The 14,790-nt window shown below is 57.5% G+C and carries 14 protein-coding genes; 10 read left to right on the forward strand and 4 right to left on the reverse strand.

What is annotated here, in order from left to right; all coding sequences use genetic code 11:
* Nucleotide 1: 1 nt before the first annotated feature.
* From kdpB to kdpF, 3 genes are read right to left on the reverse strand one after another with little or no spacing between them, the layout of a single operon-like run.
* The gene (gene kdpB, locus VPX56_RS06885) at nucleotides 2-2,050 is read right to left on the reverse strand and encodes a potassium-transporting ATPase subunit KdpB (RefSeq protein WP_131633038.1); all 2,049 of its coding nucleotides are present in this window, start codon (nucleotides 2,048-2,050) and stop codon (nucleotides 2-4) included.
* A 17-nt stretch (nucleotides 2,051-2,067) separates the two neighbouring features.
* Nucleotides 2,068-3,747 (reverse strand): potassium-transporting ATPase subunit KdpA, encoded by a 1,680-nt coding sequence (gene kdpA, locus VPX56_RS06890; RefSeq protein ID WP_326470722.1) that lies wholly within the window; start codon nucleotides 3,745-3,747, stop codon nucleotides 2,068-2,070.
* Complete coding sequence (kdpF, locus tag VPX56_RS06895; RefSeq protein ID WP_015386886.1) at nucleotides 3,747-3,836, reverse strand: K(+)-transporting ATPase subunit F; 90 nt, start codon at nucleotides 3,834-3,836, stop codon at nucleotides 3,747-3,749. The genes kdpA and kdpF overlap by 1 nt, the downstream gene beginning before the upstream one ends.
* A 309-nt stretch (nucleotides 3,837-4,145) precedes the next feature.
* Between kdpF and VPX56_RS06900 the strand changes: the two genes are divergently transcribed.
* The 7 genes from VPX56_RS06900 to nei all read left to right on the forward strand — a co-directional run bounded on the left by VPX56_RS06900 (nucleotide 4,146) and on the right by nei (nucleotide 10,254).
* Nucleotides 4,146-4,352, forward strand: a complete 207-nt coding sequence (locus VPX56_RS06900) for a YbfA family protein (protein ID WP_028019445.1) — start codon at nucleotides 4,146-4,148, stop codon at nucleotides 4,350-4,352.
* Between the two features lie 601 nt (nucleotides 4,353-4,953).
* Nucleotides 4,954-6,366, forward strand: a complete 1,413-nt coding sequence (gene phrB, locus VPX56_RS06905; protein WP_326470725.1) for a deoxyribodipyrimidine photo-lyase — start codon at nucleotides 4,954-4,956, stop codon at nucleotides 6,364-6,366.
* A 10-nt stretch (nucleotides 6,367-6,376) separates the two neighbouring features.
* Complete coding sequence (locus VPX56_RS06910; protein ID WP_326471982.1) at nucleotides 6,377-7,120, forward strand: type 2 GTP cyclohydrolase I; 744 nt, start codon at nucleotides 6,377-6,379, stop codon at nucleotides 7,118-7,120.
* Between the two features lie 14 nt (nucleotides 7,121-7,134).
* Nucleotides 7,135-7,791, forward strand: coding sequence for a 5-oxoprolinase subunit PxpB (gene pxpB, locus VPX56_RS06915; protein WP_326470727.1), 657 nt, complete (start codon nucleotides 7,135-7,137; stop codon nucleotides 7,789-7,791).
* The gene (gene pxpC, locus VPX56_RS06920) at nucleotides 7,785-8,717 is read left to right on the forward strand and encodes a 5-oxoprolinase subunit PxpC (protein WP_326470729.1); all 933 of its coding nucleotides are present in this window, start codon (nucleotides 7,785-7,787) and stop codon (nucleotides 8,715-8,717) included. The genes pxpB and pxpC overlap by 7 nt, the downstream gene beginning before the upstream one ends.
* Complete coding sequence (pxpA, locus tag VPX56_RS06925) at nucleotides 8,704-9,441, forward strand: 5-oxoprolinase subunit PxpA (RefSeq protein WP_326470731.1); 738 nt, start codon at nucleotides 8,704-8,706, stop codon at nucleotides 9,439-9,441. The genes pxpC and pxpA overlap by 14 nt, the downstream gene beginning before the upstream one ends.
* A 21-nt stretch (nucleotides 9,442-9,462) precedes the next feature.
* Nucleotides 9,463-10,254 (forward strand): endonuclease VIII, encoded by a 792-nt coding sequence (gene nei / locus VPX56_RS06930; RefSeq protein ID WP_326470733.1) that lies wholly within the window; start codon nucleotides 9,463-9,465, stop codon nucleotides 10,252-10,254.
* A gap of 99 nt (nucleotides 10,255-10,353) precedes the next feature.
* On the opposite strand, the gene VPX56_RS06935 is transcribed toward nei, so the two are convergent.
* Nucleotides 10,354-11,637 carry a citrate synthase gene (locus VPX56_RS06935; protein ID WP_010428698.1) on the reverse strand — a complete coding sequence of 428 codons (1,284 nt, stop codon included), beginning with the start codon at nucleotides 11,635-11,637 and terminating at the stop codon, nucleotides 10,354-10,356.
* A 639-nt stretch (nucleotides 11,638-12,276) separates the two neighbouring features.
* Here VPX56_RS06935 and sdhC point away from each other — a divergent pair.
* The 3 genes from sdhC to sdhA are packed head-to-tail and all read left to right on the forward strand — an operon-like array spanning nucleotide 12,277 to nucleotide 14,788.
* Nucleotides 12,277-12,681, forward strand: a complete 405-nt coding sequence (gene sdhC / locus VPX56_RS06940) for a succinate dehydrogenase cytochrome b556 subunit (protein WP_020684965.1) — start codon at nucleotides 12,277-12,279, stop codon at nucleotides 12,679-12,681.
* Nucleotides 12,675-13,022, forward strand: coding sequence for a succinate dehydrogenase membrane anchor subunit (gene sdhD / locus VPX56_RS06945; RefSeq protein WP_008501088.1), 348 nt, complete (start codon nucleotides 12,675-12,677; stop codon nucleotides 13,020-13,022). Before sdhC ends, sdhD begins: the two co-directional genes overlap by 7 nt.
* A complete protein-coding gene (sdhA, locus tag VPX56_RS06950) occupies nucleotides 13,022-14,788 on the forward strand; it encodes a succinate dehydrogenase flavoprotein subunit (protein WP_131633030.1) in 1,767 nt (588 codons plus the stop codon). The genes sdhD and sdhA overlap by 1 nt, the downstream gene beginning before the upstream one ends.
* Nucleotides 14,789-14,790: the final 2 nt, after the last annotated feature.

Genomic DNA, 14,790 nt, shown 5'->3' on the forward strand with positions numbered 1-14,790 from the left:
TTTAGACCAGCCCAAACAGCGTCAGGAGCACGTCGATAACCTTAATACCAATAAAGGGCACAACCAGCCCGCCCAGACCGTAAATCCACAGGTTGCGGCGCAGCATGGCGGCCGCCGTCAGCGGCTTATAGCTCACCCCTTTCAGCGCCAGCGGAATAAGAAAGACAATGATCAGGGCGTTAAAGATCACCGCGCTGAGAATGGCCGATGACGGAGAGTGCAGGTGCATCACGTTAAGCGCGTTCAGCTGCGGATAGGTTGCCGCAAACGCCGCCGGAATGATGGCGAAATACTTTGCCACGTCGTTGGCGATGCTGAACGTGGTCAGCGAGCCGCGCGTCATCAGCATCTGTTTCCCGATGTGCACCACTTCAATCAGCTTGGTCGGGTTAGAGTCGAGGTCGACCATGTTGCCCGCCTCCTTTGCCGCCTGGGTGCCTGAGTTCATCGCCACCGCCACGTCGGCCTGCGCCAGGGCAGGGGCATCGTTGGTACCGTCCCCCGTCATCGCCACCAGACGGCCCTCCGCCTGATACTGGCGGATCAGCGCCAGCTTGGCTTCCGGCGTGGCCTCGGAGAGAAAATCGTCCACGCCCGCTTCGGCGGCGATGGCGGCTGCGGTCAGGCGGTTATCCCCGGTGATCATCACCGTTTTGATGCCCATTTTGCGCAGCTGCGCAAAGCGTTCCTTGATGCCGCCTTTGACGATATCCTTCAGGGCTATAACGCCCAGCACGTTCGAGCCTTCTGCCACCACCAGCGGCGTGGCCCCCTGCCGGGCAACGCTTTCGACCAGTTTGTCCACCTCGGGCGGGAAGTGGCCGTTATTGGCTTCAATATGGCGACGGATGGCGTCAACGGAGCCTTTACGGATCATCCGGTCCTGAATGTTAATACCGCTCATGCGGGTCTGGGCGGTAAACGGTACAAAGGTCGCGTGCAGGCTCTGCACGTCGCGCTGGCGCAGGTTGAAGCGCTGTTTCGCCAGAATCACGATGCTGCGGCCTTCCGGGGTTTCATCGGCAAGGGATGACAGTTGCGCCGCGTCCGCCAGCGTTTTTTCATCCACGCCCGGTGCCGGTAAGAAGTCAGAGGCCTGACGGTTGCCCAGCGTGATGGTCCCGGTTTTATCGAGCAGCAGCACGTCGACGTCACCCGCGGCCTCAACGGCGCGTCCGCTGGTGGCGATCACGTTGGCACCGAGCATACGGCTCATCCCGGCCACGCCGATGGCGGACAGCAGGCCGCCGATGGTGGTGGGGATCAGGCACACCAGCAGGGCGACCAGTACGGTGGTGCTGACTGCCGTGCCGCCATACGCAGAGAACGGCCAGAGGGTCGCGGTTGCCAGCAGGAAGACGATGGTGAGGGCGACCAGCAGAATGGTCAGGGCAATTTCGTTCGGCGTTTTGCGGCGCTGTGCGCCTTCGACCATGGCGATCATCCGGTCGAGGAAGGTTTCGCCCGGGTTGACGCTGCACTGGATCACCAGCCAGTCGGAGAGAATGCGCGTCCCGCCCGTCACGGAGGCAAAGTCACCGCCCGATTCGCGGATAACCGGCGCGGATTCACCGGTGATGGCGCTCTCGTCAACCGAGGCGCCGCCTTCAATCACTTCCCCGTCGCACGGGATAATGTCACCCGCTTCCACCAGCACCACGTCGCCTTTGCGCAGCTCATCTGCCGGAACGTGGTCCATCTGCGCGCCGTATTTTGGTTCGCGTAATTTGCGGGCAAATGCGGTTTTTTTCACCCCTTTCAGGCTGTTGGCCTGGGCCTTGCTGCGGCCTTCTGCCAGCGCTTCGGCGAAGTTAGCGAACAGCACGGTGAACCACAGCCACAGGCTGATGGCGCCGGTAAAGGCCGCATTTCCTGAAAGGTGGCCGGTTCCCATGGCAATCGCCAGTGCGGTGGTCAGCACGCTCCCAATCCAGACGATAAACATCACCGGGTTGTGCCACTGAACGCGCGGACTTAGCTTTTTCACCGCATCCATGAGCGCCTGACGAACTAACGTCGGTTCGAGCAGGGCGAGTTGTTTACGACTCATGTCAAATTCTCCGCAAATCAGCGTAAAGAGAGGGTTTCCGCGACCGGGCCTAACGCGAGGGCGGGGATAAAGGTCAGAGCACCCACCAGCAGCACGGTGCCAACCAGCAGGCCAACAAACAGCGCGCCGTGGGTGGGCAATGTACCGGTGGTGGTCGGCTGGATTTTTTTACTCACCAGAGAGCCCGCGATAGCCATAACGGGAATAATCACGCCGAAGCGGCCAGCGAACATGCAAAACGCCAGCAGGCAGTTCCAGAACGGCGAGTTGGCGCTCAGGCCCGCAAAGGCGCTGCCGTTGTTATTGGCGGCAGACGAGACGGCGTAAAGCACTTCGCTGAAGCCGTGAATGCCGGGGTTGAAGATGCCGCTGCGTCCGGCCTCGGTCATCAGCGCCAGCGCGGTGCCGAGCAGCACGAGGGCTGGGGTAACCAGAATCGCGAGCGCGGTTAATTTCATTTCGCGCACGTCGATTTTTTTACCCAGATATTCCGGCGTGCGCCCAATCATCAGCCCGGCGATGAACACCGCCAGCAGAACGAACAGCAGCATGCCGTACAGGCCCGAACCGACCCCGCCAAACACCACTTCGCCAATCTGCATCAGCCACATCGGGATCATGCCGCCGAGCGCCGTAAAGGAGTCGTGCATGGCGTTCACCGCCCCGCAGGAGGCTGCCGTGGTCACCACCGCATACAGGCTGCTGGCAAGAATACCGAAGCGGCTCTCTTTGCCTTCCATATTGATGCTGCTGTTGGCGCCGAGCGGCATAAAGTGGCCGTTGCCGTGCCATTCGGCCCACATCACCAGCGCGACGCAGATGACGAAGATGAATGACATCGCCCACAGCAGGGTTCGCCCCTGACGGCGGTCGTTAACCACGTCGCCGAAGGCAAAGCAGAGCGCGGTAGGGATCAGGAATATCGCCAGCATTTGGACGAAATTAGTGAGCGCAGTTGGGTTTTCAAACGGATGCGACGAGTTGGCGTTGAAGAAGCCGCCGCCGTTGGTACCCAGCATCTTGATCGCTTCCTGCGAGGCCACCGGCCCCATCGGCAGGAGCTGTTTTGCCCCTTCAAGCGAGGTGTACGGCGCGTAAGGAAGCAGGTTTTGCAGCGTGCCCTGCTGGATAAAGAACAGCGCAATAAGCAGCGCGATGGGAAGCAGGACCCACAGCGTAATGCGGGTTAAATCCACCCAGGCGTTGCCCAGCGTGCTGAAGTTCTGACGTGCAAACGCGCGCGTCAGGGCGAAGATCACCGCGATCCCGCTCGCGGCAGAAAGGAAGTTCTGCACGGTCAATCCGGCCATCTGGCTGAAGTAGCTGAGCGTGGTTTCACCGGCGTAAGACTGCCAGTTGGTGTTGCTCACGAAGCTCACCGCCGTGTTCAGCGCCAGGTGCCAGGAGAGGCCCGGAAGCTGTTGGGGATTGAGCGGCAGAACGCCCTGCAGCATCAGCATGGCAAAGAGGGCAACCAGGCCAACCACGTTCAGCAGCAGGATCGCCATCAGATACTGACGCCAGTTCATCTCCGAATCGCTTGTCCCCAGAACGCGCCAGATCCCTTTTTCAACACGTTCCGTACCAGGTAAGGCCACGTTGTTGATCATCCGCGCCAGCCCCGCGCCTAACGGCCTTGCCAGTACAAACAGCACCAGTAAAAAGCTGGCAATAAGCAAAAACGCCTGAGCAGCCATCAGAATGCCTCCGCATTAATCAGGGCGTAGACCAGATAACCCAATAACAGGAACACCAGCACGATGCCGGTAATCAGACCTGCACTCACAATCCACCTCCGGGTGACATTTGTATTTGTGCTAACGGTAGGATTTATGGCGCAAAGATTTCGCAAAAATCAGAAGGGCGGGTGTAAAAAAAGTATAAAAATGGCAAAGCCCACAATTTAACTATTGATATGTAAATCGTTAACTTTTTTGTAACTTAGTTACGGCGGAAATGTAAATATTCACTAAATGGATGAAAATAAGTGGTCGGATGAGTAGTAAAATTACAAACAAAGCGATATTATTTTAGCCAGGTCACAGATTTTGCATTTTCCGGATGACGTTTCCGGCCAACTATAGGGGAGAAAATTATGGATCTTTATAAAGAGTTTCCGGCTCATATCGTTTTCATGCGCCGCACCTTCGCCGTAGTGGCTGGCGTGCTGGCCCTGCCGGTAATGCTGTTCTGGAAAGATCGCGCACGTTTTTACAGCTATCTGCACCGCGTCTGGGCGAAAACCAGCGAGAAGCCGGTATGGATGGACCAGGCCGAGAAAGCGACCTGCGATTTCTACTAAAAAAAAGAAAGATTACACACAGCAATAAAAAAACCGCCAACAGCAATGTGGCGGTTTTTTTCCCTCGGGATTCGCGGTCCGTTGGGTGAACTTCAGGCTCTCGTCAGAGGCTTACAAGAATATCTCCTGTCCTTAAGTAATTAAACCATAACGCCCTAAATATATTCTTAAAACACATTTCAGTAGATGACGTTTTACCCCTGGGCCAACTATTATGCGGCGTCCCTTTCCGCCATCTCGCACATGGGCACCGGTCCCGGGAGAGGTGTTACCACAACCGTAAGTCAGGCTCTCGTCAGAGCTTGTGTCCACCGACTTATCACCGGTGGTGAACGGTGGAGCGGTTAGCTGCAGGGACCGCATAATGAAACGCTATTTTTGCATTGCGTTCATTGTCGCCAGCGTATTCGTTGTAAAAAGTGATGAACCGACCGCGTTTGTTGCATTTTCCACGATAGCGCAGGACAAGTAGCGTTAAGGCCGCCTCGTGCGGCCTTTTTTATTTCATCCCGTCTACACTTCATGGCAAAGTAGTTCAATGCATGCTTTTTCCTTTTACGGCATGCCCTTACGGACATAATGGACAATTGCCTGGAGTTTTATGCCCACCCATCTGGTTTGGTTTCGCGCGGACCTGCGCGTACATGACAACATCGCCCTTGCGGCCGCCTGCCGCGACAAAAATGCAAACGTACTGGCCCTGTTCATCGCTACGCCCGAGCAGTGGCAGCAGCATAATATGGCGCCGCGCCAGGCGGCTTATCTCCTCTCGCACCTGAATGATTTGCAGCAAACGCTCGCCGAGAAGGGCATTCCGCTGATCTACAAAGAGGTGGGGGATTTTGCGGCACAGCTGGGGACGGTGCAGGAGACGTGTCGGCAGCACGACGTCACGCATCTCTTCTACAACTACCAGTACGAATACAACGAGCAGCAGCGTGACCGCCAGCTGGAGAAAATGCTGGACGATGTGGTCTGCGAAGGGTTTGACGACAGCGTGATGCTGGCGCCGGGAAGCGTCATGACCGGCAACCACGAGATGTATAAAGTCTTCACGCCGTTCAAAAATGCCTTCATTAAACGCCTTAAGGAGGCGCTGCCGGAGTGCGTTGCCGCACCCGCCGGGCGGGGCAAGCCCCTTACGGATCTGCCTGCGCTGACGTTTGATTACCCCCAGGAGCCGTTTGATGAAACCCTTTTCCCCGCGAATGAGAAAGCGGCTATCGCCCAGCTGCGCCAGTTCTGCAGGCAGGGTGCGGCCGACTACGAAGCGCGTCGGGATTTCCCCGCGATTGAAGGCACAAGCCGTTTATCAGCCTGCTTAGCGCTGGGCGCGCTCTCTCCGCGCCAGTGTTTGCATCGTCTGCTGGCGGAGCAGCCGCAGGCGCTGGACGGCGGGGCGGGTGCTGTCTGGCTGAATGAACTTATCTGGCGCGAGTTTTATCGTCATCTGATGACGTATCACCCTGATTTATGTAAATATCGTCCCTTCATTCGCTGGACCGATAATGTTAAGTGGCTGTCGAATGACCGGCAGCTGAAAGCCTGGCAATCCGGGCAAACGGGCTACCCGATAGTCGATGCCGCGATGCGCCAGCTCAACGAAACCGGCTGGATGCACAACCGTCTGCGAATGATTACCGCCAGCTTCCTGGTAAAAGATCTGCTTATCGACTGGCGCGTCGGGGAGCGCTATTTTATTTCTCAGCTGATCGATGGCGATCTGGCGGCGAATAACGGCGGCTGGCAGTGGGCTGCCTCTACCGGAACCGATGCGGCGCCGTATTTCCGGATTTTTAATCCGACGACCCAGGGGCAACGCTTTGACGCTGGCGGCGAGTTTATTCGCCAGTGGGTGCCTGAGCTTCAGGACGTGCCCGCGAAAGCGATCCACGACCCCTGGGCATGGGCGGATAAGCAGGGCGTAACGCTCAATTATCCCCGCCCGATAGTCGACCACAAACAGGCGCGCGTCGCCACGCTGGCGGCGTACGAAGCCGCCCGCAAAGCATAAGAGAGTGATGATGAAAAACAGCGAACTGGAAAGCCTGATAAACGACAAACTCAACGTCTCCGCGTTCAGCGACTACGGTCCGAATGGCCTGCAGGTCGAAGGCCGTGAAGCGGTGCAGAAAATTATCACCGGCGTGACGGCAAGCCAGGCACTGCTGGACGAAGCCGTACGTCAGGAGGCCGATGCGGTCATCGTTCACCACGGTTATTTCTGGAAAAATGAATCGCCGATTATCCTCGGCATGAAGCGTAACCGCCTGAAAACGCTGCTGGCGAACGACATCAACCTGTACGGTTACCACCTGCCGCTGGATGCGCACCCGGAACTGGGCAATAACGTGCAGCTGGCGCAGCTGCTCGGTATTACCGTGATGGGCGAGATCGAGCCGCTGGTGCCGTGGGGCGAGCTGGCGATGCCGGTGCCGGGACTTGAGCTGGCCTCGTGGATCGAAGCGCGCCTGGGGCGTCGTCCGCTGTGGTGCGGCGACACCGGGCCAGATACCGTGAAGCGTGTGGCCTGGTGTACCGGGGGCGGCCAGGGCTTTATCGACAGCGCCGCGCGCTTTGGCGTGGATGCGTTTATTACCGGTGAAGTCTCCGAGCAGACGGTTCATTCCGCCCGCGAGCAGGGCCTGCATTTTTACGCGGCGGGTCATCACGCTACCGAGCGCGGCGGTATTCGTGCCCTCAGCGAATGGCTGAAGGAAAATACCGATCTGGACGTGACCTTTATCGATATCCCTAACCCGGCCTGATGAGAGGTAGTTAAGTGCAGCGAGCGCGTTGTTATCTTCTGGGGGAAACCGCGGTGGTGCTGGAGCTGGAGCCGCCCGTTACGCTTGCTACGCAGAAGCGTATCTGGCGGCTGACGCAGCGTCTGGCCGATATTCCGGAAGTGGTTGAGGCCATTCCGGGAATGAACAATGTCACCGTGGTGCTGCGTAATCCGCACACGCTGGCGCTGGACGCCATCGAACGTCTGCAGCGCTGGTGGGAGGAGAGCGAGGCGCTGGAGCCGGAATCCCGTACCATTGAGATCCCGGTTGTCTATGGCGGAACGAGTGGGCCCGATCTGGGCGTGGTGGCTGAACATTGTGGCCTGACGGAAAAACAGGTGGTTGAGTTGCACAGCTCAGTGGATTACGTGGTCTGGTTCCTGGGGTTCCAGCCGGGATTCCCGTATCTGGGCGGCTTATCATCCAGATTGCATACGCCGCGACGCGCTGAACCCCGGCTGAGCGTCCCTGCGGGTACGGTGGCAATTGGCGGCGAACAGACCGGCATTTATCCGCTCGCCTCACCGGGCGGCTGGCAGCTTATCGGGCACACGTCCACGCCGTTATTTGAACCGGGGCAGGATGCACCAATCCTCCTTAGACCTGGCGATACGCTGCGCTTTATCCCGCAGAAGGAGGGGATATGTTAACGCTTATTCGCGCAGGGCTTTACACCTCCGTGCAGGATGCCGGTCGCTTTGGCATGCGCCAGTCTGGCGTGAGCTATTGCGGCGCGCTGGACCGTCCTGCGCTTGAAATCGCCAACGTGCTGGTGGGCAACCCCGGCAATACGGCAGCGCTGGAAATTACGCTGGGCCAGTGCGTGGTGGAGTTTAGTCAGGAAACCTGGTTTGCCTTAACCGGGGCAGGGTGCGATGCCACGCTGGACGGCAAAGCGGTGTGGACAGGCTGGCGGCTGCGGGCAAAAGCCGGGCAGCGTCTGACGCTCAAGCGCCCCCTGCACGGGGTGCGCAGCTATCTTGCGGTTGCGGGCGGTATTGACGTGCCGGAGGTGTTGGGCTCATCCAGCACTGACCAGAAAGCGGGAATAGGCGGTCATGAAGGACGCCTGCTGCGCGACGGCGATCGGCTGGCAATCAAACCCTCAGCGCGCCATTTCTCGACGGCTCAGGGCGTTAAGCAACTGCTGTGGGGAAACCGCATCCGCGCCTTGCCCGGGCCGGAATATCATGAGTTCGACGAGGCCTCTAAGGAGTCCTTCTGGCGCTCGCCGTGGAAAATCAGCCCGCAAAGTAACCGCATGGGCTACCGTCTGCAGGGCCAGCCGCTGAGCCGCACCACGGATCGGGAAATGCTTTCCCACGGTTTGCTGCCCGGCGTGATTCAGGTGCCGGGTAACGGACAGCCGATTGTGCTGATGAACGATGCGCAGACAACGGGCGGCTATCCGCGAATTGCCTGCATTATCGAAGCCGATCGCTACCATCTCGCGCAAATTCCCCTCGGACAGCCGATTCACTTCGTGCAGTGTTCGCTCGAGGAGGCGCTAAAGGCGCGACAGGATCGGCAGCGTTATCTCGAACAGCTGGCGTGGAGGCTCGATGGCAAAGATTGATTTGAATGCCGATCTGGGGGAGGGCGGCACCGCCGACGCGGAACTGATGACATTGGTGTCGTCAGTCAATATTGCCTGCGGATTCCACGCGGGCGATGCGCATACCATGCTCGCAAGCGTGCGCAATGCCATCAAAAATGGCGTCGCGATAGGTGCTCATCCGAGCTTTCCTGACCGGGAGAACTTTGGCCGCACGTCGATGGATCTCCCGCCTGAGACGGTCTACGCTCAGGTGCTCTACCAGACTGGCGCGCTGGACGCGATGGTTCGCGCTGAGAACGGCGTGCTGCACCACGTGAAGCCGCACGGCATGCTTTACAACCAGGCGGCAAAAGATCCGGCGCTTGCGGACGCCATCGCCCGCGCGGTGCGGGACTGCAATCCGGCGCTGATTCTGGTCGGACTGGCGGGGAGCGAACTGATTCGCGCCGGAGAGCGTCTGGGATTAACCACCCGGCAGGAAGTCTTTGCCGATCGGGGCTATCAGCCTGACGGCAGTCTGGTTCCCCGCACGCAGCCGGGCGCGCTGATTACCGATGAAGAGCAGGCGCTGGCGCAGACGCTGGAGATGGTTCGCTCTGGACACGTCACGGCGATTGACGGCACGTCTGCGGCGGTGAAGGCTGAAACGGTCTGTTTACACGGCGACGGCGAGCATGCGCTGCAGTTCGCACGCCGCCTGCGGGCGGCATTTGCGGAGCAGGGTATTTGCGTCAGCGCCTGAAATCACAATAAGGACGAAAAGATGCCTGAAGGTCCGGAGATCCGCCGCGCGGCGGATAGCCTGGAGGCGGCGATAAAGGGCAAACCCCTGACGGACGTCTGGTTTGCCTATCCTCAACTGAAGCCGTTTGAATCCCAGCTGGTAGGGCAGACGGTGACCCATATTGAAACGCGCGGCAAGGCCTTGCTGACGCACTTTTCCCATAACCTTACGTTATATAGCCATAACCAGCTTTACGGCGTCTGGCGGGTGGTTGATGCGGACGAGCAGCCGCAAACCACGCGCGTGCTGCGCGTCAGGCTGCAAACGGCGGATAAAGCGATCCTGCTTTACAGTGCGTCGGATATCGAAATGTTAACGCCGGAGCAACTGCTCACTCACCCGTTTTTGCAGCGGGTAGGTCCGGACGTGCTGGACATGCGCCTGACGGCGAGCGACGTGAAGGCCCGGCTGTTATCGGCAAAATTCCGCAACCGGCAGTTTTCAGGTTTATTTCTCGATCAGGCCTTTCTTGCCGGGCTGGGCAACTACCTGCGGGTAGAGATCCTCTGGGAAGCCCGGCTGGCACCTCAGCATAAAGCGTCGCAGCTGAGCGATGAACAGCTGGAGGCGTTATCCCACGCGCTGCTGGATATTCCGCGGCTGTCGTACAACACGCGCGGCCTGGTGGATGAGAACAAGCATCACGGGGCGCTGTTTCGCTTTAAGGTGTTTCATCGGGCGGGAAAGAAATGCGAGCGGTGCGGCGGGATTATCGACAGGATTATGCTCTCTTCCCGACCTTTTTACTGGTGTCCACACTGCCAGAAATAAAAGTAAAACGGTAACCAAAGGGTTACCGTTTTCAAGGTTTTCTCCCTCTCCCTGTGGGAGAGGGGCGGGGTGAGGGCATCAGGCCGCACCCAACTCCTGTTAGCGCTTAATATCAGACTTAAAATCACGCTGCTCGTAGCCGGTATACAGCTGACGAGGACGGGCAATTTTCATGCCTTCGCTGTGCATTTCGTTCCAGTGCGCAATCCAGCCTACGGTACGGGCCATGGCGAAGATGACGGTGAACATGGAAGACGGAATGCCCATCGCTTTCAGAATAATGCCAGAGTAGAAATCGACGTTCGGGTAGAGTTTCTTCTCGATGAAGTACGGGTCGTTCAGCGCGATGTGTTCCAGCTCCATCGCCACTTCCAGCAGGTCATCTTTGGTGCCCAGCTCTTTCAGCACTTCGTGGCAGGTCTCACGCATGACGGTGGCGCGCGGGTCGTAGTTTTTGTAAACACGGTGACCGAAGCCCATCAGGCGGAAGGAGTCATTCTTGTCTTTCGCGCGACGCACGAACTCAGGAATGTGCTCAACGGTGCTGATCTCTTCCAGCATCTTCAGTGCCGCTTCGTTCGCGCCGCCGTGCGCCGGTCCCCACAGGGAGGCGATGCCCGCAGCGATACAGGCGAACGGGTTCGCGCCTGAAGAGCCCGCGGTACGGACGGTAGAGGTAGAGGCGTTCTGTTCATGGTCAGCGTGCAGGATCAGGATACGGTCCATCGCGCGTTCCAGCACCGGGTTCACTTCGTACTCTTCGCACGGCGTGGAGAACATCATGCGCAGGAAGTTACCGGCGTAGGAGAGGTCGTTGCGCGGATACACGAACGGCTGGCCGATGGAATATTTGTAGCACATCGCTGCCATGGTCGGCATTTTGGACAGCAGGCGGAACGCCGCGATATCACGGTGGCGCGGGTTATTCACGTCAAGGGAGTCGTGGTAGAACGCCGCCAGCGCGCCGGTAATCCCGCACATGACCGCCATCGGGTGAGAGTCACGGCGGAACGCATGGAACAGACGGGTAATCTGCTCATGGATCATGGTGTGACGGGTCACGGTGGTTTTGAATTCATCGTACTGCGCCTGCGTCGGCTTTTCGCCGTTCAGCAGGATGTAGCACACTTCCAGATAGTTGGATTCGGTGGCTAACTGATCGATGGGGAAGCCGCGATGGAGCAGGATACCTTCGTCACCGTCAATGTAGGTGATTTTGGATTCGCAAGATGCGGTAGAGGTGAATCCAGGGTCAAAGGTGAAAACTCCTTTGGAACCCAGCGTACGGATATCAATAACATCCTGACCGAGCGTGCCTTTTAGCACATCCAGTTCAATAGCAGTGTCACCACCCAGGGTGAGCTTTGCCTTTGTATCAGCCATTTACGGTCTCCTTAGCGCCTTATGCTTAAGACTGCTGTTCACCGGATTTGCCTTCAGCTGTTAATCACCGTTACCAGATTGTTATTTGGCTTACCGCTCAGCTCACGAGGAGAAACCAGGGTACAGAGCTATGGCGCCTTGCAGGTAAACGGATGAAATATCAGTGAAATAACAGCAAATCAGCGTTTTTGCAGTCCGAATTATTCAAACCTGTATATCACTAATAACTGTCCTGATAACTTCGGTCAATACCATCACACTGTTACATAACTATTTGTCAGGTGAAAGAGAGACCTCATAACTTTTGCGCATTATATGCCTTTTCTGATGACGTTTGTAACAATATTGTTTAACATTTGTCAAATCAGATGATTAAAAATTAAAAAGATGTTGTTATCGTGACCCTGATCACTGTTCCAGAGAAAACCCGACAAACTGTATGTAGGTTAATTGTAATGATTTTGTGAACGGCCTATACTGCCGCCAGGTCTCCGGAACACCCTGCAATCCCGAGCCACCCAGCGTTGTAACGTGTCGTTTTAGCATTTGGAAGCAATGTTTTGCATGACGCGCAGTTATAGAAAAGGAACGCTGCTTGACCCGCATCGCAGTCCGGAGGAAGGAAACAATAAGAACAGCATGTGGGCGTTATTCATGATAAGAAATGTGAAAAAACAAAGACCTGTCAATCTGGATCTCAAAACGATCCGGTTCCCTGTAACAGCAATAGCGTCCATTCTGCACCGCGTATCCGGTGTGATTACGTTTGTGGCGGTCGGTATTCTGCTGTGGTTGCTGGGAACCAGCCTCTCGTCCCCTGAAGGATTCCTCCAGGCCTCCGCCATTATGAACAGCTTCTTCGTGAAATTTATCATGTGGGGCATTCTGACCGCGCTGGCGTACCACGTTGTAGTGGGTGTTCGCCATATGCTGATGGACTTTGGCTACCTGGAAGAGACATTCGAAGCCGGGAAACGCTCCGCTAACATTTCATTTGTGATTACTGTCGTGCTTTCACTTCTCGCAGGAGTTCTCGTATGGTAAGCAACGCCTCGGCATTAGGACGCAACGGCGTACATGACTTCATCCTGGTCCGTGCTACCGCCATCGTTCTCACCCTTTACATCATCTATATGATCGGTTTCTTCGCGACCAGCGGCACGCTGACGTGGGAGATCTGGAGCGGTTTCTTCGGATCGGCCTTCACCAAAGTGTTCACCCTGCTGGCGCTGTTCTCCATCCTTATTCATGCCTGGATCGGCATGTGGCAGGTGTTGACCGATTACGTTAAACCGCTGGCGATTCGCCTTCCTCTGCAGCTGGCTATTGTCGTTGCACTGGTGGTTTACGTTATTTATGGATTCGTTGTGGTGTGGGGTGTGTAATGAAACTGCCAGTCAGAGAATTTGATGCTGTTGTGATTGGTGCTGGTGGCGCAGGTATGCGCGCAGCGCTGCAAATTTCCCAGAGCGGCCAGACCTGTGCGCTGCTCTCTAAAGTTTTCCCAACCCGTTCCCACACCGTGTCTGCGCAGGGCGGTATTACCGTTGCGCTGGGTAACACCCATGAAGATAACTGGGAATGGCACATGTACGATACGGTGAAAGGTTCCGATTATATCGGTGACCAGGACGCCATCGAATATATGTGTAAGACCGGCCCGGAAGCGATTCTGGAGCTGGACCATATGGGCCTGCCGTTCTCCCGTCTGGAAAATGGCACCATCTATCAGCGTCCGTTTGGCGGTCAGTCGAAAGATTTCGGCGGCGAGCAGGCGGCGCGTACCGCGGCAGCGGCTGACCGTACCGGTCACGCGCTGCTGCACACCCTGTATCAGCAAAACCTGAAAAACCATACCACCATCTTCTCCGAGTGGTACGCGCTGGATCTGGTGAAAAACGCCGATGGCGCCGTCGTCGGCTGTACCGCGCTGTGCATCGAAACCGGTGAAGTGGTCTACTTCAAAGCGCGTGCAACCGTGCTGGCGACCGGCGGCGCAGGCCGTATCTATCAGTCTACCACCAACGCCCACATCAACACCGGTGACGGCGTCGGTATGGCTATCCGCGCGGGCGTGCCGGTACAGGATATGGAGATGTGGCAGTTCCACCCAACCGGTATCGCCGGTGCGGGCGTTCTGGTCACGGAAGGCTGCCGCGGTGAAGGCGGCTATCTGCTGAACAAACACGGCGAGCGCTTCATGGAGCGTTATGCCCCGAATGCGAAAGACCTGGCGGGTCGTGACGTGGTGGCGCGTTCCATCATGATCGAAATCCGTGAAGGTCGCGGCTGTGACGGCCCGTGGGGCCCACACGCCAAGCTGAAGCTTGACCACCTGGGTAAAGAGGTTCTGGAATCCCGTCTGCCGGGCATCCTTGAGCTGTCCCGCACCTTTGCACACGTCGACCCGGTGAAAGAGCCGATTCCGGTTATCCCTACCTGCCACTACATGATGGGCGGTATTCCGACCAAAGTGACCGGTCAGGCGCTGACCGTGAACGAGCAGGGCGAAGACGTGGTTATTCCTGGCCTGTTCGCGGTAGGCGAAATTGCCTGCGTATCCGTACACGGCGCAAACCGTCTGGGCGGCAACTCCCTGCTGGACCTGGTGGTGTTTGGTCGCGCGGTGGGTCTGCACCTGCAGGAATCCATTGCCGAGCAGGGTGACCTGCTGGACGCAACTGATGCAGAAATTGACGCTTCCCTTGAGCGCCTCAACCGCTGGAACGGCAACCGTAACGGCGAAGATCCGGTGGAAATCCGCAAGGCGCTGCAGGAGTGTATGCAGCACAACTTCTCGGTGTTCCGTGAAGGTGACGCGATGGCGAAAGGGCTTGAGCAGCTGAAAGCGATCCGCGAGCGTCTGAAAAATGCCCGTCTGGACGACACCTCCAGCGAGTTCAACACCCAGCGCGTTGAGTGTCTGGAGCTGGATAACCTGATGGAAACCGCCTACGCCACTGCGGTGTCGGCAAACTTCCGTACCGAGAGCCGTGGCGCGCATAGCCGCTTCGACTACCCGGATCGTGATGACGAAAACTGGCTGTGCCATTCCCTGTATCTGCCAGAGTCGGAATCCATGACGCGTCGTAGCGTCAACATGGAACCGAAACTGCGTCCGGCGTTCCCGCCGAAGATTCGTACTTATTAATG

Origin of the sequence: Enterobacter wuhouensis (genome assembly GCF_035835995.1) — a bacterium.
Classification (GTDB): domain Bacteria; phylum Pseudomonadota; class Gammaproteobacteria; order Enterobacterales; family Enterobacteriaceae; genus Enterobacter; species Enterobacter wuhouensis.

Coding starts and splice junctions, on each gene's coding strand:
- kdpB (WP_131633038.1), bottom strand. CDS start 2,050: ATGAGTCGTAAACAACTCGCCCTGCTCGAACCGACGTTAGTTCGTCAG.
- kdpA (WP_326470722.1), bottom strand. CDS start 3,747: ATGGCTGCTCAGGCGTTTTTGCTTATTGCCAGCTTTTTACTGGTGCTG.
- VPX56_RS06900 (WP_028019445.1), top strand. CDS start 4,146: ATGGATCTTTATAAAGAGTTTCCGGCTCATATCGTTTTCATGCGCCGC.
- phrB (WP_326470725.1), top strand. CDS start 4,954: ATGCCCACCCATCTGGTTTGGTTTCGCGCGGACCTGCGCGTACATGAC.
- VPX56_RS06910 (WP_326471982.1), top strand. CDS start 6,377: ATGAAAAACAGCGAACTGGAAAGCCTGATAAACGACAAACTCAACGTC.
- pxpC (WP_326470729.1), top strand. CDS start 7,785: ATGTTAACGCTTATTCGCGCAGGGCTTTACACCTCCGTGCAGGATGCC.
- pxpA (WP_326470731.1), top strand. CDS start 8,704: ATGGCAAAGATTGATTTGAATGCCGATCTGGGGGAGGGCGGCACCGCC.
- nei (WP_326470733.1), top strand. CDS start 9,463: ATGCCTGAAGGTCCGGAGATCCGCCGCGCGGCGGATAGCCTGGAGGCG.
- VPX56_RS06935 (WP_010428698.1), bottom strand. CDS start 11,637: ATGGCTGATACAAAGGCAAAGCTCACCCTGGGTGGTGACACTGCTATT.
- sdhC (WP_020684965.1), top strand. CDS start 12,277: ATGTGGGCGTTATTCATGATAAGAAATGTGAAAAAACAAAGACCTGTC.
- sdhD (WP_008501088.1), top strand. CDS start 12,675: ATGGTAAGCAACGCCTCGGCATTAGGACGCAACGGCGTACATGACTTC.
- sdhA (WP_131633030.1), top strand. CDS start 13,022: ATGAAACTGCCAGTCAGAGAATTTGATGCTGTTGTGATTGGTGCTGGT.